The organism is Burkholderia sp. FERM BP-3421, from assembly GCF_028657905.1.
Taxonomy (GTDB): Bacteria; Pseudomonadota; Gammaproteobacteria; order Burkholderiales; family Burkholderiaceae; genus Burkholderia.
Genome location: NZ_CP117782.1, coordinates 213,133 through 235,022, shown reverse-complemented (window position 1 = coordinate 235,022; position 21,890 = coordinate 213,133). Strand labels below are relative to the sequence as shown.

Sequence of the window (21,890 nt, the reverse complement as noted above, 5' to 3'; positions counted from 1 at the left end):
CCCGGGGCCGCGCGGCGCCGCCAGGGCGGCCCACGCGCGGCTCGACGGACCGGATCGCGCCGTCATGGGGCGACGCTCACGGCAGCGGCCCTCAACGGGCACGCGGATACGAGCCGAGGACTTTCAGGAACGCGGCTTTCCGGCCGAGCTCCGTGAGCGCCGCCGTGACCGACGCGTCATCGCGATGCCCTTCTATATCGATGTAGAAGTAATACTCCCACGTGCCGACGCGCGCCGGCCGCGACTCGAAGCGCGTCATCGACACGCCGTGCCGCGCGAGCGGTTCGAGCAGCTTGAACACGGCGCCCGGCTCGTTCTTCACCGAGACGATCAGCGAGGTCTGGTCATGGCCGCTCGGCCCGGTCGGCTCGCGGCCGAGCACGACGAAGCGCGTGCGGTTGTGCGGATCGTCCTGGATCAGCGCGTAGACGATCTGCAGCCGGTAATGAATGGCCGCGCGATCGCCGGCGATCGCCGCGACGCTCGGATCGTCGGCCGCGATGCGCGCCGCCTCGGCGTTGCTCGCCACCGCCTGCCGCTCCAGATGCGGCGCATTCGCCGACAGCCATTGCTGGCACTGCGCGAGCGCCTGCGCATGCGCGCACACGCGCCGCACGCCGTCGAGGCTGCCCGTTTGCGTCAACAGGTTGTGGTGGATCGGCAGCGACAGCTCGCCCCCGATCAGCAATTGCGTGTGCAGCAGCAGGTCGAGCGTGCGCGACACCGCGCCCTCGGCCGAGTTCTCCACGGGCGCGACGCCGAACGACGCGCCGCCCGCCTCGACCGACCGGAACACTTCGTCGATCGACGGACACGGCAAGCCTTCGATCGACTGGCCGAAGTATTCGAGCATCGCCTGCTCGCTGTACGTGCCGACCGGCCCGAGGAAGGCCACGTGGATCGTCTGTTCGAGATCGCGGCTCGCGGCCATGATCTCGCGCCAGATCGCGCTGATGTGGTCGCTCGCGAGCGGCCCCGCGCTCATGTCCTGCAGGCGCGTGATCACCTGGTGCTCGCGCTCGGGCCGGAACACGGGCGCGTTGAAATGCTTCTTCACCTCGCCGACTTCGAGCGCGACCGCGGCGCGCTGGTTCAGCAGCGCGATGAGCTGCGCATCGATCTCGTCGATGCGCTCGCGCAAGGGTTTCAAGCGGGAATTGAGATCGTCGTCCATGCGTTAAGAGCCGTGCTGATGAAGCGGCCCGCCCGGCGTTCAGGCGTGGCGCGCTTCGAATTCCTTCATATATTCGACGAGCGCCTGCACGCCCTCGAACGGCACCGCGTTGTAGATCGACGCCCGCATGCCGCCGACGGACTTGTGGCCCTTCAGCTGCTGCAGCCCGCGCGCCTTCGCGCCGGCAAGGAAGTCTTCGTTGCGGGATTCATCGGCGAGGAAGAACGGCACGTTCATGCGCGAACGCGACGTCGGCTCGACCTTGTTCAGATAGAAGCTGCTCGCGTCGATCGTGTCGTACAGCAGCTTCGATTTCTCGAGATTGCGCGCCTCGATGGCCGGCAGGCCGCCCTGCGCCTTCAGCCACTTGAACACGAGGCCCGCGATGTAGATCGCATAGGTGGGCGGCGTGTTGTAGAGCGAGTTGTTCTCGGCGACCGTCTTCCATTCGAACGCCGACGGGCAGATCGGCAACGCGCGGTCGAGCAGGTCCTCGCGCACGATCACGAGCGTCACGCCGGCCATGCCGATGTTCTTCTGCGCGCCACCGAACAACGCGCCGTAACGCGTGACGTCGAGCGGCCGCGACAGAATGTGCGACGACACGTCCGCGACGAGCGGCACGTCGCCGAGATCGGGCACCTCGAAGGTCTCGACGCCGTCGATGGTCTCGTTCGTGCACAGGTGCACGTAGGCGGGATCGTCGGACAGGCGCCAGGTCGAGAACGCCGGCGCGCGCGTGAAGCCCGCCTCGGTCTCGCCGCTCGCGGCGACGTGCGCCGTGCAATATTTCTCCGCTTCCTTGAGCGACTTGCGCGACCACGAACCGGTGATCACGAAATCGGCCGTGCGCCGCGCGCCGAGCAGGTTCATCGGCACGATCGCGTTCTCGGCGAGCCCGCCGCCCTGCAGGAACAGGATCCGGTAGTGCTCGGGCACCGCGAGCAGCTCGCGCAGGTCCGCGAGCGCCGCCTCGTGGATCGACATGAACTCGCGGCCGCGATGGCTCATTTCCATCACGCTCATGCCGCTGCCGTTCCAGTCGAGCATTTCGTCGGCGGCCTGACGCAGCACCGCTTCGGGCAACGCCGCGGGGCCGGCGGAGAAGTTATAGACGCGCATCGTGAGAACCTCTGAGGGACGCGGCCGGCACACGCCGGCAAAAGCCGCGCCAGAAAAAGGAATGGCCGCTTGCGCACTTGCGCAAACGGCCATTATCGCACTGTCGTATCGAACCCGCCAAACCCGGGGCGCCTGCGCCCCGGGCCGGCGCAACGTGCTTACTTGCCCGGCTTGACGGCTGCGACTTCCTTGTCGGCCTGGTCGCGCGTCGCCTTGATCGCTTGCGGCATGTACTTCTGCATCAGGCCGTTCACGACGTCGCGGCCGACCTGATCCTGCACCTGGATGAACTTACGGCCCGTCGGGCTCTTGTAGAACGTCGTCAGGTCCTTGATTTCCGAGGTGCTGTAGTACTTCGCGTACGCGTCGTACTGAGCCTGCATCGCATCGCCCGAGAACTGCGAGGTTTCAAACACCTTGCCTGCGTTGTCGACCAGCTTCGGCACGGTGTTCTTCTGCAGCGTCGGCACGGCAGCCTGCTTCTGCTTGTCGTTCAGCGTCTTGTTCTCCGACAGCGCGTCCGAGAGGATCGCCGGCACGAGTTGCTTCGACTGCATTTCAGCGCTGTTGGCGATAGCCGACACGAGCTTCGGCGCGTCGATCGCGTCGAGCAGGTCCTTGATCGCCGCCTTCTTGTCGGCGTCGATCGGAGCAGCAGCAGCCGGAGCCGCAGCCGGCGCCTGGTTCGACAGCGACTGCGCCATTGCGAAAGTCGGCACCAGAGCTGCCAGCAGGGCCAGTTGCTTGAATTGTTTTTGCATCATCACTCCCTCATGGAAATATGAACTGTTACCAGCCGAGGCGTTGCGCTTCGCGTGGACGCCGCCGGCCGTTACAACCAGAATCAGGCGTCGTCGCCCTCCGACGCTTCGTCGGCGTCGCCCTCGGCGTAAGCTTCGGCGATCTGCTGCAGACCCGAGAGCTTGGTGCCTTCATCGAGGCTGATGAGTGTAACACCTTGCGTCGCGCGGCCCATCTCGCGAATCTCCGAAACGCGCGTGCGGATCAGCACGCCGGCCGTGGTGATCAGCATGATCTGATCCTCTGGATCGACGAGCGTCGCGGCGACGACCTTGCCGTTGCGCTCCGAGGTCTGGATCGCGATCATCCCCTTCGTGCCGCGGCCGTGGCGCGTGTATTCGGTGATCGGCGTGCGCTTGCCGAAACCGTTCTCGGTCGCGGTCAGCACCGACTGCTCCTCGCTGCCGGCCACCAGCATCGCGATCACCTGCTGCCCGTCCTCGAGCTGCATGCCGCGCACGCCGCGCGCCTCGCGGCCCATCGGCCGGACGTCGTTCTCGTCGAAGCGCACCGCCTTGCCCGAATCGGAGAACAGCATCACGTCATGCGCGCCGTCGGTGATCGCGGCGCCGATCAGGTAGTCGCCGTCGTCCAGGCCGACCGCGATGATGCCCTTCTTGAGCGGACGGCTGAAGGCTTCGAGCGGCGTCTTCTTGACGGTGCCGAGCGCCGTCGTCATGAACACGTACTTGTCCTCGGAGAATTCACGCACCGGCAGCACGACGTTGATCTTCTCGCCGTCCTGCAGCGGGAACATATTGACGATCGGGCGGCCGCGCGAATTACGGGAACCTTGCGGCACCTCGTAGACCTTGACCCAGTACACGCGGCCGCGGTTCGAGAAGCACAGGATGTAGTCGTGGGTGTTCGCGATGAAGAGCGTCTCGATCCAGTCGTCTTCCTTCATCTGGGTCGCCTGCTTGCCGCGACCGCCGCGCTTTTGCGCACGGTACTCGGACAGCGGCTGCGACTTCACGTAGCCCGCGTGCGACATGGTCACGACCATGTCCTGCGGCGTGATCAGGTCTTCGGTGTTCAGTTCGGTCGCGTTCAGCTCGATCCTCGAGCGGCGCGCGTCGCCGAACTCGGCCTTCACCTGCGTCAGCTCCTCGCCGATCATCGTGGTGATCCGCTCCGGCCGCGCGAGGATATCGAGCAGGTCGGCGATCTGCGCCATCACCTCGCGATACTCGCCGATGATCTTGTCCTGCTCGAGGCCCGTGAGACGCTGCAGGCGCATCTGGAGGATTTCCTGCGCCTGCGTGTCCGACAGCTTGTACAGGCCGTCGCCCTGCATCCCGAACGCGGGGCTCAGGTTTTCCGGACGATAGGCGTCGCGACCGCCCGCCAGGGCGTTCTCGGTCTCCGCGCGCGTCAGCATCTCGCGCACGAGCGACGAATCCCACGCGCGCATCATCAGTTCCTGCTTCGCGATCGGCGGCGTCGGCGCGGCCTTGATGATCGCGATGAACTCGTCGATGTTGGCGAGCGCCACCGCGAGGCCTTCGAGCACGTGGCCGCGCTCGCGCGCCTTGCGCAATTCGAAGATGGTGCGCCGCGTCAGCACTTCGCGCCGGTGCGACAGGAAGCACTGCAGGATTTCCTTGAGGTTCAGCAGCTTCGGCTGGTTGTCGACCAGCGCGACCATGTTCATGCCGAACGTGTCCTGGAGCTGGGTGGCCTTGTACAGGTTGTTCAGCACCACCTCGGGCACTTCGCCGCGCTTCAGCTCGATCACGACGCGCATGCCGCTCTTGTCGGATTCGTCGCGGATGTCCGAGATGCCCTCGAGCTTCTTCTCGTTCACCAATTCGGCGATCCGCTCGAGCAGCGAGCGTTTGTTCACCTGGTACGGCAGCTCGTCGACGATGATCGCCATCCGCTGGCCGCGGTCGATCTCCTCGAAATGGGTGGTCGCGCGCATCACGACCCGGCCGCGGCCGGTGCGATAGCCATCGCGCACGCCTGCGACGCCGTAGATGATGCCGGCCGTCGGGAAATCGGGCGCGGGGATGATCTCGATCAGCTCGTCGATGGTCGCCTTCGGGTTGTGCAGCAGGTGCTGGCACGCGTCGACGACTTCGTTCAGGTTGTGCGGCGGGATGTTGGTCGCCATCCCGACCGCGATCCCCGACGAGCCGTTGATCAGCAGGTTCGGGATCCGCGCCGGCAGGATCAGCGGCTGCATCTCGCTGCCGTCGTAGTTCGGCCCGAAGTCGACGGTTTCCTTGTCGATGTCCGCGAGCAGCTCGTGACCGATCTTGGCCATGCGGATTTCGGTATAACGCATCGCGGCGGCGTTGTCGCCGTCGACCGAACCGAAGTTGCCCTGGCCGTCGACCAGCATGTAGCGCAGCGAGAAATCCTGCGCCATCCGGACGATCGTGTCGTACACCGCGGTGTCACCGTGCGGATGGTATTTACCGATCACGTCGCCGACGATACGCGCCGACTTCTTGTAGGCGCGATTCCAGTCGTTGTTGAGTTCGTGCATTGCGAACAACACACGCCGGTGCACAGGCTTCAAGCCATCACGGACGTCCGGGAGGGCGCGTCCGACGATCACGCTCATGGCGTAATCGAGATACGACTTGCGCATTTCCTCCTCGAGGGAGGTGGGCAGGGTCTCTTTGGCGAATTGATCCATGTATCCGTGTATCTTTTCGGAGCGAAGACGGGACCGCCTTTCGCGTGAGCGCCGCTAAAAACGCGACGCAACGTGCGATTCTAGCATGCGCCAAATCCGCCCCAACGCCCGCCCCTCTATATACATATAGCGGAAGCGCGCCGCGCCCCGTCCCCCCATCCCCGCGGATCCGATCGAATCTGTTTCGTTTTCATTCACAATCCGGCCGGCACGGGTTCCCACGCGCTATTTTTTGTTCAGTCCTTGACAATTTCTGAAACTTGCGGCAAGGCCGTGTTGCACATGCACCACATTCAGGAGAGCGATCTTAGGGTGGGGAGGATTTTTTTTCGTGGGAAGGGAACGATATGGCAAAATGCCAACGCACTGAAAGTTAGACGCTGCTCGAAGTCTACACAGAGCGGCGCCGCGTTTTTTGTGCCGCACCAATGTTATACTTCGAGCAATGTATGACTTGTCATCGTCAACAGGCTCGCAGTAAACCTGCGGTAATCTCAATTTCGAGAGGAGAAATATGAATAAACTTTCAAAGCTCGCGTTCATTGCAGCTACCGCAGTTATGGCTGCATCCGCTTCGGCACAGTCGGTGCCGGCGTCGCGACAAGCCGTGAACGACAACTGGGTGAATGGCACGGGCGAATACGTGTGGATGAACGGCACGAACGAGCTTTGCTGGCGCGATGCGTTCTGGACGCCGGCCACCGCCAACGCGAAGTGCGATGGCGCACTGGTCGCCCAGGCACCGGCGCCGACGCCGGTCGCTCCGGTTGCTCCGGCCATCACGAGCCAGAAGATCACGTATCAAGCTGACGCGCTGTTCGACTTCGACAAGGCGACCCTCAAGCCGCTGGGCAAGCAGAAGCTGGACGAGCTGGCAGCGAAGATCCAGGGCATGAACCTGGAAGTCGTCGTGGCCACGGGCTACACCGACCGCATCGGTTCGGACAAGTACAACGACCGTCTGTCGCTGCGCCGTGCGCAAGCAGTCAAGTCGTACCTGGTCAGCAAGGGCATCGAGTCCAACCGTGTCTACACGGAAGGCAAGGGCAAGCGCAACCCGGTCACGACCGGCTGCAACCAGAAGAACCGCAAGCAACTCATCGCCTGCCTCGCACCGGATCGTCGCGTGGAAGTCGAAGTGGTCGGCACGCAACAAGTTCAGAAGTAAGACAGGTTGCGGTGATCCCAGGATCACCCGGCAGCAAGGCCCCGCTCCGGCGGGGCTTTTTTTATTCCCGCGCATCCCGCGCCGGACGTTTCCGTGCAAGGCGCCCCGCCCCCTTATATACTCGGGGCTTGATTGACGGGCGGCCTCCGCCCTTCCCGTATCCCGCTTGCCGACATGACCAACGCCGATCCGCACGAGCTCCAGAAATTCAGTGACCTTGCCCACAAGTGGTGGGACCCGAACGCAGAGTTCAAGCCGCTGCACGACCTCAACCCGGTGCGGCTCGGCTGGATCGACGCGCACGCGCACCTCGCCGGCAAGCGCGTGCTCGACATCGGCTGCGGCGGCGGCATCCTGTCCGAATCGATGGCGGGGCTCGGTGCGCAGGTCAAGGGCATCGACCTGTCGACCGAGGCGCTCGGCGTCGCCGATCTGCACAGCCTCGAAAGCGGCGTGACGGTCGACTACGAGGCGATCGCCGCCGAGGCGCTCGCGGCCCGCGAGCCCGGCGCTTACGACGTCGTCACCTGCATGGAGATGCTCGAGCACGTCCCGTCCCCCGCCAACGTGGTCGCCGCGTGCGCCAGCCTCGTGAAGCCGGGCGGCTGGGTGTTCTTCTCGACGCTGAACCGCAACCTGAAGTCGTACCTCTTCGCCGTGATCGGCGCCGAGTACATCGCCCAGCTGCTGCCGAAGGGTACTCACGACTACGCGCGCTTCATCCGCCCGTCCGAGTTGGCGTCCTTCGTGCGCGCGACCGACCTGCATACGGTCGAGATCAAGGGCATCACCTATCATCCGATCGGCAAGCGCTTCGCGCTGTCGAACGACACCGACATCAACTACCTGGTCGCCTGCCGCCGACACGCCTGAGTCCGCAGCCTCCCGCCATGAACACTTCCCTCGCCCCTTCGTCCGACGTCGCGCCGCGACTCGACGCCTGCGCCGCCGTGCTGTTCGATCTCGACGGCACGCTCGCCGACACCGCGCCGGACCTCGCCGCCGCCGTCACCAAGATGCAGCGCGCCCGCGCGCTGCCGGAAACGCCGCTCGCGGCGCTGCGCCCGCTCGCATCGGCCGGCGCGCGGGGCCTGCTCGCGGGCGCGTTCGGCATCGCGCCGGACAGCCCCGGCTATGACGCAATGCGGGATGAATTCCTCGCGAACTACGCGACCGACCTGTGCGTGCACACGACGCTGTTCGCCGGCATCGGCGCGCTGCTCGACGACCTCGACGCGCGCGGCGTGCGCTGGGGCATCGTGACCAACAAGGTGGCGCGGCTGACCGACCCGCTCGTCGACCGGCTGGGGCTCGCCGCGCGCGCAGGTTGCGTGGTCAGCGGCGACACGACGCCGCATGCCAAGCCGCATCCTGCGCCGCTCCTGCATGCCGCGCAGGAGCTGCAGATCGAGCCGGCTCGCATCGTGTACGTCGGCGACGACCTGCGCGACATCCAGGCCGGCAGCGCGGCGGGCATGACGACGATCGCGGCCGCATACGGCTATTGCGGCGACGGTGTCGCGCCCGAGGATTGGCAGGCGCAGCACCTGGCCGCCACGCCCGACGAATTGCAGCGGCTCCTGCGCGATGTTGGGCTATAATGATCGATCCGATCCGCGGGGGCGACCTGGTTTCGACAGGGGTTGTGAAGCGGTCAGGGCATGTCGAGGACCCGTCACCTCGTTAATCAATGGGAAAAACGTAACTGCAAACGACGAAACGTTCGCACTGGCAGCCTAAGGGCCGCCGTCCTCTGCCTAGTTCACTGACGGGCTAGCGTCGCAAGACCGGTAGCAATACCGCCAGAGGTCATATACGTCAGTTAAGCTTCGGTGGCGTCACGACGCCGAGGTCGAAAACCTAGTGAATCGCCGTATCGGAGCGTGTTCGTCCGCGACGTTACGGTTAAATCAAACGACAGAACTAAACATGTAGAACTGATCGTAGAGCGCTTCTGGACGCGGGTTCGATTCCCGCCGCCTCCACCACATTCTCCCGCTCGCGGCCCCTGCCGCGACGGCACGAACCCGCGACAGCCTCCCGGCCGCGCGGGTTTTTTTACTGGTGGCGCGCCCGCCCGAATACACGATGGAGCCGGCCCGCAACCGGTTCCGGACCCGCCAGGTCCGGTGTATCCTAGCCCGCTCCTGCCGCCCTCTCCGATGCGCCCATGACGTCCTTCCCGTTTGATGCCGTGCTGTTCGATTGCGACGGCGTGCTGGTCGATTCCGAACCCATCACGAACCGCGTGCTGGCCGAAATGCTCGGCGAACTGGGGTGGGCGATCAGCGTGACCGAAACCATGCGGATCTTCGTCGGCAAGGCCGTGCGCGACGAAGCGGCGCGCATCGAGCAACACACCGGCGTCGCGATCACGGCCGACTGGCTCGCGCAATTCCGCGCGCGCCGCGATGCCGCGCTCGAGGCCGAACTGGTCGCCATCGACGGCGCGCCGGCCGCGCTGCACGCCGTACACCAGGCCGTCGCCGGCCGCGTCGCGGTCGCCTCCGGCGCGGATCTGCGCAAGGTCAGGATGCAGTTGGCCAAGGTGGGCATCAGCGACTACTTCGGCGAACACGTCTTCAGCGGCCACGATCTGCCGCGCAGCAAGCCGCATCCGGATGTCTATCTGACGGCTGCGCGCGCGCTCGCCGTCGACCCGGCGCGCTGCGCGGTCGTCGAGGATACCGTGACGGGCGCGACGGCCGGCGTGGCCGCGGGTGCGACGGTATTCGGCTATTGCCCCGCGCCGGCCGGTGCGGATGCCGAGGCCGCGCTGCGCGGCGCGGGCGTCGCGGCGGTGTTTGCCGACATGGACGCGCTGCCCGCTTTGCTCGCCGGCTGGTCCCGCGACTGATGGCGTCCGGCCGCGTCCGGTCGGCCGCGGTGATTTGGCCGCGGTGATTTGGCCGCGGTGATTTGGCCGCGGTGATTTGGCCGTGGTGATTTGGCCGTGGTGACTTGGCCGTGGTGACTTGGCCGTGGTGACTTGGCCGTGGTGACTTGGCCGTGGTGACTTGGCCGTGGTGACTTGGCCGTGGTGACTTGGCCGTGGTGACTTGTCCCCGCCGACTTGTCCCCGCTTAGCCGCGCGATGCCGCGCCTGCGCGCGACACGCGCGCAGGCGCGAAACCAAGCCGCGCGCCGATATGTCGTGCGGCCCGCCACCAGCGCGCGCGCCGAGACAGCGGCGCATCGTCGGGCAGCGTCATGACGCCTGATCCGGACCGCGACGCCGCGCAACTGAATTCGAAACCGCCGCGCCAGCGATAACGCAGCCACAATTCCCCGGCCGACCGCAGCAGGCCATCGTGGATCTTGCGCGCCCAGTCGAACAGATCGTCGCACTCCCCCGCGCCGCACTCGACGGCGAGCGCGCGCAGACAAGCGAGCAAGGCGCCGGCGCTCAGTACCGCGCCGTTGAATTCCGCGAACGCCGTGATCCGTCCGGCGGTCTTCAACGCATACAGCGCCGCGACGATCAAGCGCTCGTCCTCGTTCCAGGCCGGGTATCCGCGCTCGCGCAGCGACGCCAGCAGCAGCGCGCCGCGCGTCCCGCCCACGACCTGTTCGTAGCGGGCGGCAAGCGTATACAGCCGGTCATCGATGTAGAAACACACGGGTTCGATCTGCGCGACGCACGCGCGCGCCTCCTGCAGCACCCGCGCCAGTTCGCCGCTCGCGTGCGCCCGGTCGAGCGTTGTGCGCACCCGCGCCGCGCACTGCCGGTCGCGCAGCTGCCAGTCGGCAAAACGCGCGTCGACCTCGGCCAGCACCTCCGCGCCCGCCGCCACATGCCCCAGCTCGAGCCAGGTATCGTCCGGCGTATAGGCGATCTTCGGCGCGTCCGATGGACGGACATGCAAGCGCCCGAGCGCATTCACGTAGAGCGTGAGCGACGCGCCCTCGCGCACCGCCTGCACGCTCAGCTCACGGTGCCGGTTGAGCGCGGCAAGCGCCGCTCGGTCATACGCGCCGAGCGCGCGGCACGCCTCGGCGGCAGGCCGCAGGCCGCCCGACGCCACCGCGTGCCACGCGGTTTCATCGGCGGAGGGGCCCGGTCGGGCACCCGGTTCGGTGTCGCCAGCGCCCCACCATTGCGACGCGTGCTGCAAAGCTTGATCCATCGTTCGACTCTCATTCAGCGCGAAATGCGCGCCCCGCGCGCCAGGACGGCGACCATCGGCCGGCAAAGCCGGCTCGGCGAGACACAGGGAGATTTCACGCGGACCCGCGCGCGCCGACAACTACCAGCCTTGGTAGTCCGACCGCGCGCCAAGGCGCGCGGGGCCGGGGTGCGTCACTTGGACGCGCGGGCGAGAGCCGACATGCCGGGACAACCGGCAGCGGCGAACGGTGGATTTACTGGCCGTCCATCGGACACTTGAGGTTGCAGCCGTTCGGGTCGCCCATGTCGCCCTTCCTGCGCAGGGCCGACTTCTTGCTGCCCTGGTACTTCTGCGACGGCGACGACGCGGCGAACTGCATCTGCGGATGTTCGTTCAGACGGAATTGCTCGTTCAGGATGCCGCCCGGCACGCCGGGAGAATTCTGCGCGAACGCGAGCGAGGCGGTGGCGGCAAGCACGCCCGCGCTGAGGGCAGCGACGGTAAGGGACAGGAATGGCTTCATAAAGGAAAAACGCCGCGACGGCGTAGCGGATGAAACGTAGATGAACGGAAAGCGTAGCGCAAACGCGGCCGCCGTGCAGCGAAACAGCCCTCCCCCCCATTACCGGGCATGACGTTTCGCCGCCGTTCCCGCGAGCCCGTCGGACACGCTCACGAGCGAGCCCGAGGCGGCCGGATCATAGCCGTCGAGTCGCGCGACGCCGGCGCGGTAGTCCGCCTCGCGCAGCAGCGCGAGTACGCCCGCGAGCGGCGCGTCGGTCAAGCGCGCGCGCTCGCAGGCGAAGTAATAGTCCTCGTCGGCCACGGGGATGAAATCGAGCCCGAAGTGGCGCGCGGCGGGCTCGACGCCGAACCCGACGTCGGCCATCCCGCTCGCGACGAAGGCGGCGATCGCGGAATGCGTCAGCTCGGTCGAGGCCGCTCCGCCGAGCCGCGCGGGATCGACGCCGGCCGCCTGCGCCGCCAGCTCGAACAGCATCCGCGTGCCCGAGCCCGGCTGGCGATTGACGAAACGGATGTCGCCGCGCGCGAGGTCCGCGAGCCCCGCGATTCCGCGTGGATTGCCGTGCGGCACGAACAGCCCTTGCCGCCGCCGCGTGAGGTGGATCAACGCGTGCCGCGCTTCATCGAGCCAGGGCCGGTAGATCCGCGCGCACGCCGCGCGATGCGGCCCGCGCGGCAGATGAAAGCCCGCCAGGTCGCACTCGCCGGCCGCCAGCGCCTTCACGGCCTCCACGCTTTCCCGGTACTTGAGATCGAGCGGCGCGCCGCCGCGCTCCCAGGCCTCGGCGAGCGCCGCGACGGCGTAGCCGTGCGATGCGTGAATCCGCAAGCCCGCCGCGCGCCGCGTCAGCCACCGATCGAGATTGCCCGCGATCTCCGCAGCGCAGGCGCGCAGGCTGCCGTCGAGCCGCTCGCCCGCGAGCTGCTGCGCATCGGCCACCGCGCGCCCCAGCGCCGACAGCGAAGTCCCCTTGCCCCGCACGGTTTCGATCAGCGCCCCGCCGACGCACGCCTCGAACGCGCGCACCTGACCCCACGCGTGCCGGTAGGACATCCCCCGGCTATGCGCGGCGCGCGCGATGCTGCCCGTCGCCGCGATCGATTCCAACAGCGGCGCGAGGTCGGTCAGGCTCGCGACCCGACCCGCGCTGTCGCGCACGTACAAGTGCGCGTCGCATTCGATCTCAATCATTTATGCACGCTCATTTCCTATTGCGACGCCGCCGCGATCAGCTTATCGTCAACGGCAATCAATCAAAACAGAGTTGATTTGCGCACCATATGCACAGCGTGCGCATATATGACTTTGGAGGAGCATACCGGATGTCCCCATCCCCCGTCGCCCCCGAGGCGCTCGTGCACAAACACGTCCGGCCCGGCGCATCACTGGTCGCGATCCTGCACGCGATCCAGGACGACGCCGGCTTCGTGCCGCCCGCCTGCATCGCCCCGCTCGCGCGCGCCTTGAACCTGTCGCGCGCCGAGGTTCACGGTGTCCTGACCTACTACCATCACTTCCGCAGCGCGCCGCCCGCGCGCGTGACGATCCAGATCTGCCGGGCCGAGGCGTGCCGCAGCATGGGCGGCGAAGCACTCGTCGCGCACGCGCAAGCGCGCACCGGCTGCCGCATCGACGCCCGTCATGACGAGGCCGCGCCCGCCGGCGAGGTCGCGCTCGAATCCGTGTACTGCCTCGGGCTGTGCGCGCAGTCGCCGTCCCTGACCGTCAACGGCGCGCTGCATGCGCGCGTGTCGCCGTCACGCTTCGACACGCTCTATGCAACCGCCGCGGCGGCCGGGGCGACGGAGGCCACCTCATGACGACGCGCCTCTACGTCCCGCGCGATTCCGCCGCGCTCGCACTCGGCGCCGACGCGCTCGCTGCCGCGATCGTGGCCGAGGCCGGGCGGCGCGGCCACGCGATCGAGCTGGTGCGCAACGGCTCGCGCGGGCTGCTGTGGCTCGAACCGCTCGTCGAAGTGGTCACGCCCGCGGGCCGCGCCGGCTACGCCAACCTCGGCGCCGACGACGTGGCCGGCCTGTTCGATGCTGGCTGGCTCGACGGCGGCGCGCATCCGAGCGCCGTCGGCATCGTCGACGAACTGCCTTACCTGAAGCGTCAGCAACGCCTGACCTTCGCGCGCATCGGCCTGACCGATCCGCTGTCGATCGACGACTACCTCGCGCACGGCGGCCTCGCCGGCCTGCGGCAGGCGCTCGCGCTCGACGGCGACGCCGCCTGCGAGCTGCTGATCGAATCCGGCCTGCGCGGCCGGGGCGGCGCCGCGTTTCCGGCCGGCATCAAGTGGCGCACGGTGCGCCAGGCCGCCGGCGCGCAGAAATACATCGTCTGCAACGCCGACGAGGGCGATTCCGGCACCTTCTCCGATCGCCTCATCATGGAAAGCGACCCGTACTGCCTGATCGAGGGAATGCTGATCGCCGGCATCGCCACAGGCGCGACGGTCGGCTACATCTACGTGCGCAGCGAATATCCGCATGCGATCGCCGCGCTCGACGCCGCGCTGGAACACGCGCGCGCCGCCGGCTGGCTCGGCCCGCGGGTGCTCGGCTCCGCGCACGCGTTCGAGCTGCACGTCGCGAAGGGCGCGGGCGCCTATGTCTGCGGCGAGGAAACCGCGCTCCTCGAATCACTCGAGGGCCGGCGCGGCGTGGTCCGCGCGAAGCCGCCGCTGCCCGCGCTCGCCGGCCTGTTCGGCCAGCCCACCGTGATCAACAACGTGATCACGCTCGCCACCGCGCCGATCATCTTCGCGCGCGGCGCCGCGTTCTATCGCGACTACGGGATGGGCCGCTCGCGCGGCACACTGCCGTTCCAGCTGGCCGGCAACGTGCGGCGCGGCGGGCTCGTCGAGCTGGCGTTCGGCGTCACGCTGCGCGAGCTGCTGTTCGAGTTCGGCGGTGGCACCGCGAGCGGCCGCCCGGCGCGCGCAGCCCAGGTGGGCGGCCCGCTCGGCACCTACCTGCCGGACAGCCAGTGGGACCTGCCGCTCGACTACGAGGCCTACGCGGCCGTCGGCGCGGTGGTCGGCCACGGCGGCATCGTGCTGCACGACGACACCTCGAATCTCGCCGAACTCGCCGAGTACGCGATGCAGTTCTGCGCGCTCGAATCGTGCGGCAAGTGCACGCCGTGCCGGATCGGCTCGACGCGCGGCGTCGAGACGATCGCGAAGATCCGCGCGGGCGACACGTCGGTGCGCCAGGTGCAGCTGCTGCGCGATCTGTGCGACACGATGACGGCGGGCTCGCTGTGCGCGATGGGCGGCATGACGCCCTACCCGGTGCTGTCCGCGCTCGATCATTTCCCCGAGGATTTCGGTCTCGCCGGGACCGGCCCCGCCGTTGGTGGCCCCGCCGCGTCGACAACCCAGGCCGCCGCCTGAATCAAGGAGCCCCGCATGACCCTCCACGCTTCCGACACGCTCCCGGGCGGCTGCGGCTCCGGCCAGTGCGCGTGCGCCGGCGCGCGCCGCGCGGCGCCGTTCGACGACACCGACTACGGCACGCCGCGCCGGCGCGCCGACACCGACGTCACGCTCGACATCGACGGCCATCCGGTCACGGTGCCAGCCGGCACATCGGTGATGCGCGCGGCGATCGAGGCCGGCATCCCGGTGCCGAAGCTGTGCGCGACCGATTCGCTCGAACCGTTCGGCTCATGCCGGCTGTGTCTCGTCGAGATCGAGGGGCGGCGCGGCTATCCCGCCTCGTGCACGACGCCCGCCGAAGCCGGCATGAAGGTGCGCACCCAGAGCGAGCGGCTGCAGGCGCTGCGCCGCAACGTGATGGAGCTGTACATCTCCGACCACCCGCTCGACTGCCTGACCTGCGCGGCCAACGGCGACTGCGAACTGCAGGACATGGCCGGCGTGGTCGGCCTGCGCGAGGTCCGCTACGGCTTCGACGGCGCGAATCACCTGGACGCGCCCAAGGACGAATCAAATCCGTACTTCAGCTACGACCCGTCCAAATGCATCGTCTGCAATCGCTGCGTGCGCGCCTGCGAGGAAACCCAGGGCACCTTCGCGCTGACGATCGCCGCGCGCGGCTTCGCGTCGCGCGTCGCCGCGAGCGACAGCGCGTCGTTCATGGCGTCGGAATGCGTGTCGTGCGGCGCCTGCGTCGCCGCCTGCCCGACCGCGACGCTGCAGGAAAAGAGCGTCACGCAGCTCGGCCTGCCCGAGCGTGCGGTGGTCACCACGTGCGCGTATTGCGGCGTCGGCTGCGCATTCAAGGCCGAATTGAAGGGCAACCAGGTCGTGCGCATGACGCCGCACAAGAACGGCCATGCGAATGAAGGACACGCGTGCGTCAAGGGCCGCTTCGCCTGGGGCTACGCGACCCACAAGGACCGCATCACGAAGCCGATGATCCGCGCGAAGATCACCGATCCGTGGCGCGAGGTCAGCTGGGACGAAGCCATCGAACACGCCGCCTCGGAATTCCGCCGGCTGCAGGCACAGCACGGCCGGGATTCGATCGGCGCGATCACCTCCTCGCGCTGCACCAACGAGGAAACCTATCTCGTGCAGAAGCTCGTGCGCGCGGCCTTCGGCAACAACAACGTCGACACCTGCGCGCGCGTATGCCATTCGCCGACCGGCTATGGGCTCAAGACCACGCTCGGCGAGTCGGCCGGCACGCAGACCTTCGCCTCGGTCGGTGCGGCCGACGTGATCGTCGTGATCGGCGCGAATCCGACCGACGGCCATCCGGTATTCGCATCGCGGCTCAAGCGGCGGATCCGGGAAGGTGCGCAACTGATCGTCGTCGATCCGCGCCGCATCGATCTCGTCGACGGCCCGCATGTGAAAGCGGTCCACCATCTGCAACTGCGGCCGGGCACCAACGTCGCGCTCGTCAACGCGCTCGCCCACGTGATCGTCACCGAAGGCCTGCTCGACGATGCGTTCATCGCGGCCCGCTGCGAGCCGCGCGCGTTCGAGCAGTGGCGCGCGTTCGTCGCGCAACCCGAGCACGCGCCGGAGACGAGCGCCGCGATCACCGGCGTGCCGGCCGACACGGTGCGCGCCGCCGCGCGCCTGTATGCGACGGGCGGCAACGCGGCGATCTACTACGGCCTCGGCGTGACCGAGCATGCGCAGGGTTCGACCATGGTGATGGGCATCGCGAACCTCGCGATGGCCACCGGCAATCTCGGCCGCGAAGGCGTCGGCGTGAATCCGCTGCGCGGCCAGAACAACGTCCAGGGCTCGTGCGACATGGGCTCGTTCCCGCACGAGCTGCCCGGCTATCGGCACGTCGGCGACGCCGCGGTGCGCGCGCAGTTCGAGGCCGCCTGGTCAGCGACGCTGCAGCCGGAGCCGGGCCTGCGCATCCCGAACATGTTCGACGCCGCGCTCGACGGCAGCTTCAAGGGGCTCTACTGCCAGGGCGAGGACATCGTGCAGTCCGACCCGAACACGCAGCACGTGGCGGCCGCGCTGTCGTCGATGGCGTGCATCGTGGTGCAGGACATCTTCCTGAACGAGACCGCGAAGTATGCGCACGTATTCCTGCCGGGCTCGACCTTCCTGGAAAAGGACGGCACCTTCACCAACGCGGAACGCCGGATCTCGCGCGTGCGCCGCGTGATGCCGCCGCTCGCCGGCTATGCGGACTGGGAGGTCACGCTGCGGCTCGCGCGCGCGCTCGGCTATCCGATGGACTATGCCCATCCGTCCGAGATCATGGACGAGATCGCGCGCCTCACGCCGACCTTCGCGGGCGTCTCGTACGCGCGGCTCGACACGCTCGGCAGCATTCAATGGCCCTGCAACGACGCGGCGCCGGAAGGCACGCCGACCATGCACGTCGACGCCTTCGTGCGCGGCCAGGGCCGCTTCGTGATCACGCAGTTCATCGCGTCGCCGGAAAAGGTGACGGCGCGCTACCCGCTGATCCTGACCACCGGACGGATCCTGTCGCAATACAACGTCGGCGCGCAGACGCGCCGCACCGACAACGTCCATTGGCACGACGAGGACCGGCTCGAGATCCATCCGCACGACGCGGAGGCGCGCGGCATCCGCCCCGACGACTGGGTCGGCATCGAGTCGCGCGCCGGCCAGACCGTGCTGCGCGCGCACGTGACGGAGCGCATGCAGCCGGGCGTCGTCTACACGACGTTCCACTTCCCGGAGTCGGGCGCGAACGTGATCACGACCGACAGTTCCGACTGGGCCACCAACTGCCCGGAATACAAGGTCACCGCGGTGCAGGTATTGCCGGTCGCGCAGCCGTCCGCCTGGCAGCGCCAATACAGCCGCTTCAACGCGCAGCAGCTCGACCTGCTGGAGCGACGCGAAGCCCAGCCCGCCGCGGGCGGAAAGTGAGGATGCGATGAACCGCGCGCAACTGGCCACGATGGCGAACCAGATCGGGGCGTTCTTCGCGTCGATGCCCGATCACGACGAGGCGCTCGCCGGCATCGCCGACCACCTGCGGCGGTTCTGGGAACCGCGCATGCGCCGGGCGCTGCTGACGCTGCTCGACGATCCGCACGACGACGTGTCGGGCGCCGATGCGCCGGGCGCCGATGCGCCGGGCGCCGACGCGCCGGGCGCCGATGCGCTCGCGCCGCTCGTGCGCGCCGCGCTCATCGCGCACCGCGCGCAACTGACGCCCGCCGCCGCGACCGATGCGTGACGCCGTCCCCCGGCTTGACGCCGCCGCGCGCCCGGGCCGTCAGGCGGACGGCACGGGCGCGGCAAACCACGCCTCGCAGTGCCGCAACAGCCCCGCGCCATCCGACGCGGCGCGGCCGCGCGCCGCGACATAACCATCCGGCCGCAACAGGTAGAACGCCGGCCGCGTGCGCCCGTAGGCATCGCTCAGCGACGGCGCGCCGTCGCCCTCGGCATCGGCCACGCGCCAGACCCGCGCCGCGCCGGGCATCGCGCGCACGAGGCCCGCGGCCAGCTCCGCGCCGTCCGGATCGACCGCGGGCGGCGCGTCGTCGTCCGCGCCGGAGGCCTCGATCAGCAACAGCGTGAAGTGCGCGGGATCGTGCAGGTCGTACAGCGTCGCGACCCCGGGCGCATCCCCGAGCGGCCCGTCGAGCACGCGCACGAGCGCGTCCGGCGCCCGCTCGCCGGCGCGCGGGCCGCCGTCGAGCATGCGTTCGAGCGTGAGCGGACTCTTGCGATACTGGATCGCCAGCTCGCTGACGGTGCGCCGCGCCGCGTCGCGCATCGGGCCGAACGAGGCAAGGAGCGGCACCACGCGATCGCGCAGCAGCCGCAGCGGCCCGTGGTCCGCCTCGATGACCTGCGTGACGAAGCTGGTCTGCCGCAACACGTCGCGCTCGATCGGATGCCGTTCGATGTGATAGCTGTCGAGCAACCGTTCCGGCGCGCCGCCCGCGAGCACGCGGGCCAGCTTCCAGCCCAGGTTGAGCGCCTCCTGGATGCCCGTGTTCATGCCCTGCCCGCCGGCCGGACTGTGCACGTGCGCGGCGTCGCCCGCGAAGAACACCCGGCCGTAGCGCAGGTGGTCGACCATCCGGCTGTGCAGGTGGAAATACGACGACCACGCGAGATCGTCGAGCGCCATCGCAAGCGGCACGCGCGCGCGCACCACCTCGCGGCACAGTTCGAGCGACGGGCCGCCCGACTCGTTGAGGACGCCGTTGTGCGGCGGACGATCGGCGATCAAGCGGTAGCGGCCGCCGCCCATCGGAAAGAGCCCCGCGATCCCCTCGCCCGTCGTGAACAGGTGGATCTCGTCGTCGGGCCAGTCGACGTCGGCCGCCAGGTCGGCCAGCAGGAAAGTCTGCTCGAACGCGCGCCCGGCGAACCCGACGCCCAGCAGATGGCGCAGCGTGCTGTGCGCGCCGTCCGCGGCGATCACGCAGGACGGCCGCAGCATCTCGTCGCGGCCGTCGCCGTGCCGCAGCAGCACCTCGGGCGCGGCGTCGGACGTCGCGCAGCGCGTCAGCGCGACGCCGCGCTCGACCTCGACCCCGAGCGTGGCCAGATGCTCGGTGAGCAGCCGCTCGGTCACGGTCTGGTCGAGAAACAGCAGGTAGGGATAACGGGTCTGCAGCGGATCGAAGTCGAGCCGGGCGATGCGGTGCGCATTCGAGTAGAGGCTTGCGCGGCGGGCGCGATGCCCGAGCGCGAGAAACGGCTCGACGATCCGATGCTGTTCGAACAGTTCGAGCGTGCGCGCCTGGATGCCGATCGCGCGCGAATACGACGCCGGTTGCGCCGCCTTGTCGATGATGCGCACCGGCACCCGCGCGCGGGAAAGGCTCATCGCGGCCGCCAGACCGGTGGGACCGGCGCCGACCACGAGCACCGGGGCGATATCGAGCGGAACGACATCCATACGGGACCTCCGCGAGCGGCAACGCGCCCAGTCTACGCCGCTGCCCGGGCGCCATCCATAGGCCGGACAGCCGATTCGGCGACCCACGTCACGCTTGTGGGAAAATAGCGGTTTCTGGCTTCATCCGCGTCATGGAATCCGTTTTCGACCGCGCCTTCGCAGCGCATCGCGCGGGCCGGCTAGGCGAAGCCGAGCAAGGCTACCGCGCCGCGCTCGCCGCCAATCCCGCCGACGCCGACGCGCTGCACCTGTTCGGCGTCCTGCGCCACCAGCAGGGGCAGCATGCCGAGGCGGCCGACCTGGTCGGCCGCGCGGTCGGCCTGCGCCCGCACGACGCCGCGCTGCAGTTGAACCTCGGCAACGCGCTGAAGGCGCTGGGCCGGCTCGACGCCGCGATCGACCACTTCCGCACCGCGCTGACGCTCGCGCCCGATTTTCCGCTCGCGCACTACAACCTCGGCAACGCCTACGCGGCGCAAGCGCGCCACGAGGACGCGGCCGACGCGTTCGCGCGCGCGCTGCGGCTCACGCCCGACGACGCCTCGATCCACAACAATCTCGGCAACGCGCTCAACGCGCTCGGCCGGCACGGCGAGGCGCTCGCGGCCTTTCATCGCGCGCTCGAACTGCGGCCCGGCCATGCGGGCGCGCACAACAACCTCGGCATGGCGCTGGGTGCGCTCGGCCGCGTCGACGAGGCGGTCGGGCATTTCCGCGCGGCGCTCGCTGCCGAGCCGCGCTTCGTCGCCGCGCACTTCAACCTCGGCAATACGCTCGACGCGGCCGGCCGTCACACGGACGCGATGCCCGCGTTCGAGGCGGCGCTCGCGCTGGTGCCGCAATTCCCGCTCGCCCTGTTCGGGCTCGGCAACGCGCTCGCGGCGCTCGGCCGGCACGACGAGGCGCGCCCCCATTACGAGCGCGCGGTCGGCCTCGATCCGTCGTTCCAGCTCGCGTGGCTCAATCTCGGCACCGCGCATCACGCGCTCGGTGCGCACGAGATGGCGTTGCGCGCGTTCGATCAGGCGCTGCGGCTCGCCCCCGACGACGCGCGCGCGCAGATGCACCGCGCGGTCACGCTGCTCACGCTGCGCGACCTGCCGCGCGGCTTGCCCGCCTATGAAGCCCGCCATCGCCTGCCGGGCGCCCGCCCCGCCGAACTGCCGCGCTGGCAGGGCGAGCCGATCGCGACGCGCACGCTGCTCGTGCGCGCGGAACAGGGCTTCGGCGACACGCTGCAGTTCGCGCGCTTCATTCCGCTCGCCCGCGCGCGCTGCGCGCGCCTGATCCTGCAGGTTCAGCCCGAATTGCTGCCGCTGTTCGCGCCGTGCGCGGCCGCGTGGCAGATCAGCGTCGTGGCGCTCGACGCGCCGCGCGCGCCCGAGGCCGGCCTGCTCTGCGAGCTGCTGAGCCTGCCGTTCGCGCTGGGGCTCGAATACGACGAACTGCCGTCGCGCACGCCGTATCTCACGGCCCCGGACACCGCCCGCCGCCGCTTTCGCGGCTCGATCGGCGGCCAGGCCAAGCGCCGCTACGGCATCGCCTGGGCCGGGCGCCAGCAGGCGCAGGAGAACCGCTCGCTGCCGCTCGCCGTGCTCGATCCGCTGTTTGCGCTGCCCGACGTCGACTGGATCGTGCTGCACCCCGCCCTGTCCGACGCCGAACGCGCGGCGCTCGACGCCCACCCGCACGCGGCGCGCATCCATCGGGTCGACGGCCTCGACGATTTCGCCGCGACCGCCGCGCTGGTCGATCGGCTCGACGGCGTCGTGTCGATCGACACCGCCGTCGCGCATCTCGCGGGCGCGCTCGGCAAGCCGCTGTGGCTGATGCTGCCGTTCGCGGCCGACTGGCGCTGGTTCACGGGCGCGGACAGCCCGTGGTATCCGCGCGCGCAGTTGCATCGCCAGCCCGCGCCCGCGCAATGGGCGCCCGTGGTCGAAGCCGTCGCGCACGCCGTGCGGCGCGCGTAAGCCGGCTGATCGCACA

General features: G+C 68.8%; 17 protein-coding genes and 1 other RNA gene. 10 read left to right on the top strand and 8 right to left on the bottom strand.

The window, feature by feature from the left end; all coding sequences use genetic code 11:
* Window positions 1-91: 91 nt before the first annotated feature.
* From pheA to gyrA, 4 genes are all read right to left on the bottom strand, one after another.
* Entirely contained in the window at window positions 92-1,174 is a 1,083-nt protein-coding gene (gene pheA, locus Bsp3421_RS17240; RefSeq protein WP_274001852.1) for a prephenate dehydratase, read from the bottom strand.
* A 39-nt stretch (window positions 1,175-1,213) separates the two neighbouring features.
* The gene (serC, locus tag Bsp3421_RS17235) at window positions 1,214-2,296 is read right to left on the bottom strand and encodes a 3-phosphoserine/phosphohydroxythreonine transaminase (RefSeq protein ID WP_274001851.1); all 1,083 of its coding nucleotides are present in this window, start codon (window positions 2,294-2,296) and stop codon (window positions 1,214-1,216) included.
* A gap of 158 nt (window positions 2,297-2,454) precedes the next feature.
* Complete coding sequence (locus Bsp3421_RS17230) at window positions 2,455-3,057, bottom strand: DUF2059 domain-containing protein (RefSeq protein WP_274004241.1); 603 nt, start codon at window positions 3,055-3,057, stop codon at window positions 2,455-2,457.
* Window positions 3,058-3,140: 83 nt separating this feature from the next.
* On the bottom strand, window positions 3,141-5,744 hold the full coding sequence (gene gyrA / locus Bsp3421_RS17225) for a DNA gyrase subunit A (protein WP_274001849.1): 2,604 nt from the start codon (window positions 5,742-5,744) through the stop codon (window positions 3,141-3,143).
* Between the two features lie 514 nt (window positions 5,745-6,258).
* On the opposite strand from gyrA, the gene ompA reads away from it, so the two are divergent.
* The 5 genes from ompA (at window position 6,259) to Bsp3421_RS17200 (ending at window position 9,769) form a co-directional block, all read left to right on the top strand.
* Entirely contained in the window at window positions 6,259-6,912 is a 654-nt protein-coding gene (ompA, locus tag Bsp3421_RS17220; protein ID WP_252986677.1) for an outer membrane protein OmpA, read from the top strand.
* A 174-nt stretch (window positions 6,913-7,086) separates the two neighbouring features.
* Entirely contained in the window at window positions 7,087-7,785 is a 699-nt protein-coding gene (gene ubiG, locus Bsp3421_RS17215; RefSeq protein WP_274001848.1) for a bifunctional 2-polyprenyl-6-hydroxyphenol methylase/3-demethylubiquinol 3-O-methyltransferase UbiG, read from the top strand.
* 17 nt (window positions 7,786-7,802) lie between these two features.
* Window positions 7,803-8,513, top strand: a complete 711-nt coding sequence (locus Bsp3421_RS17210) for an HAD family hydrolase (protein WP_274001846.1) — start codon at window positions 7,803-7,805, stop codon at window positions 8,511-8,513.
* Window positions 8,514-8,530: 17 nt separating this feature from the next.
* Window positions 8,531-8,900, top strand: a transfer-messenger RNA (tmRNA) gene (gene ssrA / locus Bsp3421_RS17205).
* A gap of 182 nt (window positions 8,901-9,082) precedes the next feature.
* The gene (locus tag Bsp3421_RS17200; RefSeq protein WP_274001844.1) at window positions 9,083-9,769 is read left to right on the top strand and encodes an HAD family hydrolase; all 687 of its coding nucleotides are present in this window, start codon (window positions 9,083-9,085) and stop codon (window positions 9,767-9,769) included.
* A gap of 226 nt (window positions 9,770-9,995) precedes the next feature.
* Here Bsp3421_RS17200 and Bsp3421_RS17195 read toward each other — a convergent pair whose 3' ends face one another.
* The 3 genes from Bsp3421_RS17195 to Bsp3421_RS17185 all read right to left on the bottom strand — a co-directional run bounded on the left by Bsp3421_RS17195 (window position 9,996) and on the right by Bsp3421_RS17185 (window position 12,738).
* Complete coding sequence (locus tag Bsp3421_RS17195; RefSeq protein WP_274001843.1) at window positions 9,996-11,039, bottom strand: hypothetical protein; 1,044 nt, start codon at window positions 11,037-11,039, stop codon at window positions 9,996-9,998.
* A 235-nt stretch (window positions 11,040-11,274) separates the two neighbouring features.
* On the bottom strand, window positions 11,275-11,544 hold the full coding sequence (locus Bsp3421_RS17190; protein ID WP_274001841.1) for a hypothetical protein: 270 nt from the start codon (window positions 11,542-11,544) through the stop codon (window positions 11,275-11,277).
* Window positions 11,545-11,643: 99 nt separating this feature from the next.
* Window positions 11,644-12,738, bottom strand: coding sequence for a substrate-binding domain-containing protein (locus tag Bsp3421_RS17185; RefSeq protein WP_274001839.1), 1,095 nt, complete (start codon window positions 12,736-12,738; stop codon window positions 11,644-11,646).
* Between the two features lie 131 nt (window positions 12,739-12,869).
* Between Bsp3421_RS17185 and Bsp3421_RS17180 the strand changes: the two genes are divergently transcribed.
* From Bsp3421_RS17180 to Bsp3421_RS17165, 4 genes are read left to right on the top strand one after another with little or no spacing between them, the layout of a single operon-like run.
* Window positions 12,870-13,367: an NAD(P)H-dependent oxidoreductase subunit E gene (locus Bsp3421_RS17180; RefSeq protein WP_274001838.1), complete on the top strand. Its 498-nt coding sequence runs from the start codon at window positions 12,870-12,872 to the stop codon at window positions 13,365-13,367.
* Window positions 13,364-14,953 carry a formate dehydrogenase beta subunit gene (locus Bsp3421_RS17175; protein ID WP_274001837.1) on the top strand — a complete coding sequence of 530 codons (1,590 nt, stop codon included), beginning with the start codon at window positions 13,364-13,366 and terminating at the stop codon, window positions 14,951-14,953. Before Bsp3421_RS17180 ends, Bsp3421_RS17175 begins: the two co-directional genes overlap by 4 nt.
* 15 nt (window positions 14,954-14,968) lie before the next feature.
* Entirely contained in the window at window positions 14,969-17,905 is a 2,937-nt protein-coding gene (gene fdhF / locus Bsp3421_RS17170) for a formate dehydrogenase subunit alpha (protein ID WP_274001836.1), read from the top strand.
* 7 nt (window positions 17,906-17,912) lie between these two features.
* Entirely contained in the window at window positions 17,913-18,218 is a 306-nt protein-coding gene (locus Bsp3421_RS17165) for a formate dehydrogenase subunit delta (protein WP_274001835.1), read from the top strand.
* A 39-nt stretch (window positions 18,219-18,257) separates the two neighbouring features.
* Here Bsp3421_RS17165 and Bsp3421_RS17160 read toward each other — a convergent pair whose 3' ends face one another.
* On the bottom strand, window positions 18,258-19,901 hold the full coding sequence (locus tag Bsp3421_RS17160) for an FAD-dependent monooxygenase (protein WP_274001834.1): 1,644 nt from the start codon (window positions 19,899-19,901) through the stop codon (window positions 18,258-18,260).
* Between the two features lie 131 nt (window positions 19,902-20,032).
* Between Bsp3421_RS17160 and Bsp3421_RS17155 the strand changes: the two genes are divergently transcribed.
* Window positions 20,033-21,874 (top strand): tetratricopeptide repeat protein, encoded by a 1,842-nt coding sequence (locus Bsp3421_RS17155; RefSeq protein WP_274001832.1) that lies wholly within the window; start codon window positions 20,033-20,035, stop codon window positions 21,872-21,874.
* Window positions 21,875-21,890: the final 16 nt, after the last annotated feature.

Bases quoted from the DNA above. Each gene is read 5' to 3' on its own strand.
- pheA (WP_274001852.1), bottom strand. From the start codon at position 1,174: ATGGACGACGATCTCAATTCCCGCTTGAAACCCTTGCGCGAGCGCATC.
- Bsp3421_RS17210 (WP_274001846.1), top strand. From the start codon at position 7,803: ATGAACACTTCCCTCGCCCCTTCGTCCGACGTCGCGCCGCGACTCGAC.
- Bsp3421_RS17185 (WP_274001839.1), bottom strand. From the start codon at position 12,738: ATGATTGAGATCGAATGCGACGCGCACTTGTACGTGCGCGACAGCGCG.
- Bsp3421_RS17230 (WP_274004241.1), bottom strand. From the start codon at position 3,057: ATGCAAAAACAATTCAAGCAACTGGCCCTGCTGGCAGCTCTGGTGCCG.
- Bsp3421_RS17200 (WP_274001844.1), top strand. From the start codon at position 9,083: ATGACGTCCTTCCCGTTTGATGCCGTGCTGTTCGATTGCGACGGCGTG.
- gyrA (WP_274001849.1), bottom strand. From the start codon at position 5,744: ATGGATCAATTCGCCAAAGAGACCCTGCCCACCTCCCTCGAGGAGGAA.
- fdhF (WP_274001836.1), top strand. From the start codon at position 14,969: ATGACCCTCCACGCTTCCGACACGCTCCCGGGCGGCTGCGGCTCCGGC.
- Bsp3421_RS17155 (WP_274001832.1), top strand. From the start codon at position 20,033: ATGGAATCCGTTTTCGACCGCGCCTTCGCAGCGCATCGCGCGGGCCGG.
- Bsp3421_RS17190 (WP_274001841.1), bottom strand. From the start codon at position 11,544: ATGAAGCCATTCCTGTCCCTTACCGTCGCTGCCCTCAGCGCGGGCGTG.
- ompA (WP_252986677.1), top strand. From the start codon at position 6,259: ATGAATAAACTTTCAAAGCTCGCGTTCATTGCAGCTACCGCAGTTATG.
- Bsp3421_RS17180 (WP_274001838.1), top strand. From the start codon at position 12,870: ATGTCCCCATCCCCCGTCGCCCCCGAGGCGCTCGTGCACAAACACGTC.
- serC (WP_274001851.1), bottom strand. From the start codon at position 2,296: ATGCGCGTCTATAACTTCTCCGCCGGCCCCGCGGCGTTGCCCGAAGCG.
- ubiG (WP_274001848.1), top strand. From the start codon at position 7,087: ATGACCAACGCCGATCCGCACGAGCTCCAGAAATTCAGTGACCTTGCC.
- Bsp3421_RS17165 (WP_274001835.1), top strand. From the start codon at position 17,913: ATGAACCGCGCGCAACTGGCCACGATGGCGAACCAGATCGGGGCGTTC.
- Bsp3421_RS17175 (WP_274001837.1), top strand. From the start codon at position 13,364: ATGACGACGCGCCTCTACGTCCCGCGCGATTCCGCCGCGCTCGCACTC.
- Bsp3421_RS17160 (WP_274001834.1), bottom strand. From the start codon at position 19,901: ATGGATGTCGTTCCGCTCGATATCGCCCCGGTGCTCGTGGTCGGCGCC.
- Bsp3421_RS17195 (WP_274001843.1), bottom strand. From the start codon at position 11,039: ATGGATCAAGCTTTGCAGCACGCGTCGCAATGGTGGGGCGCTGGCGAC.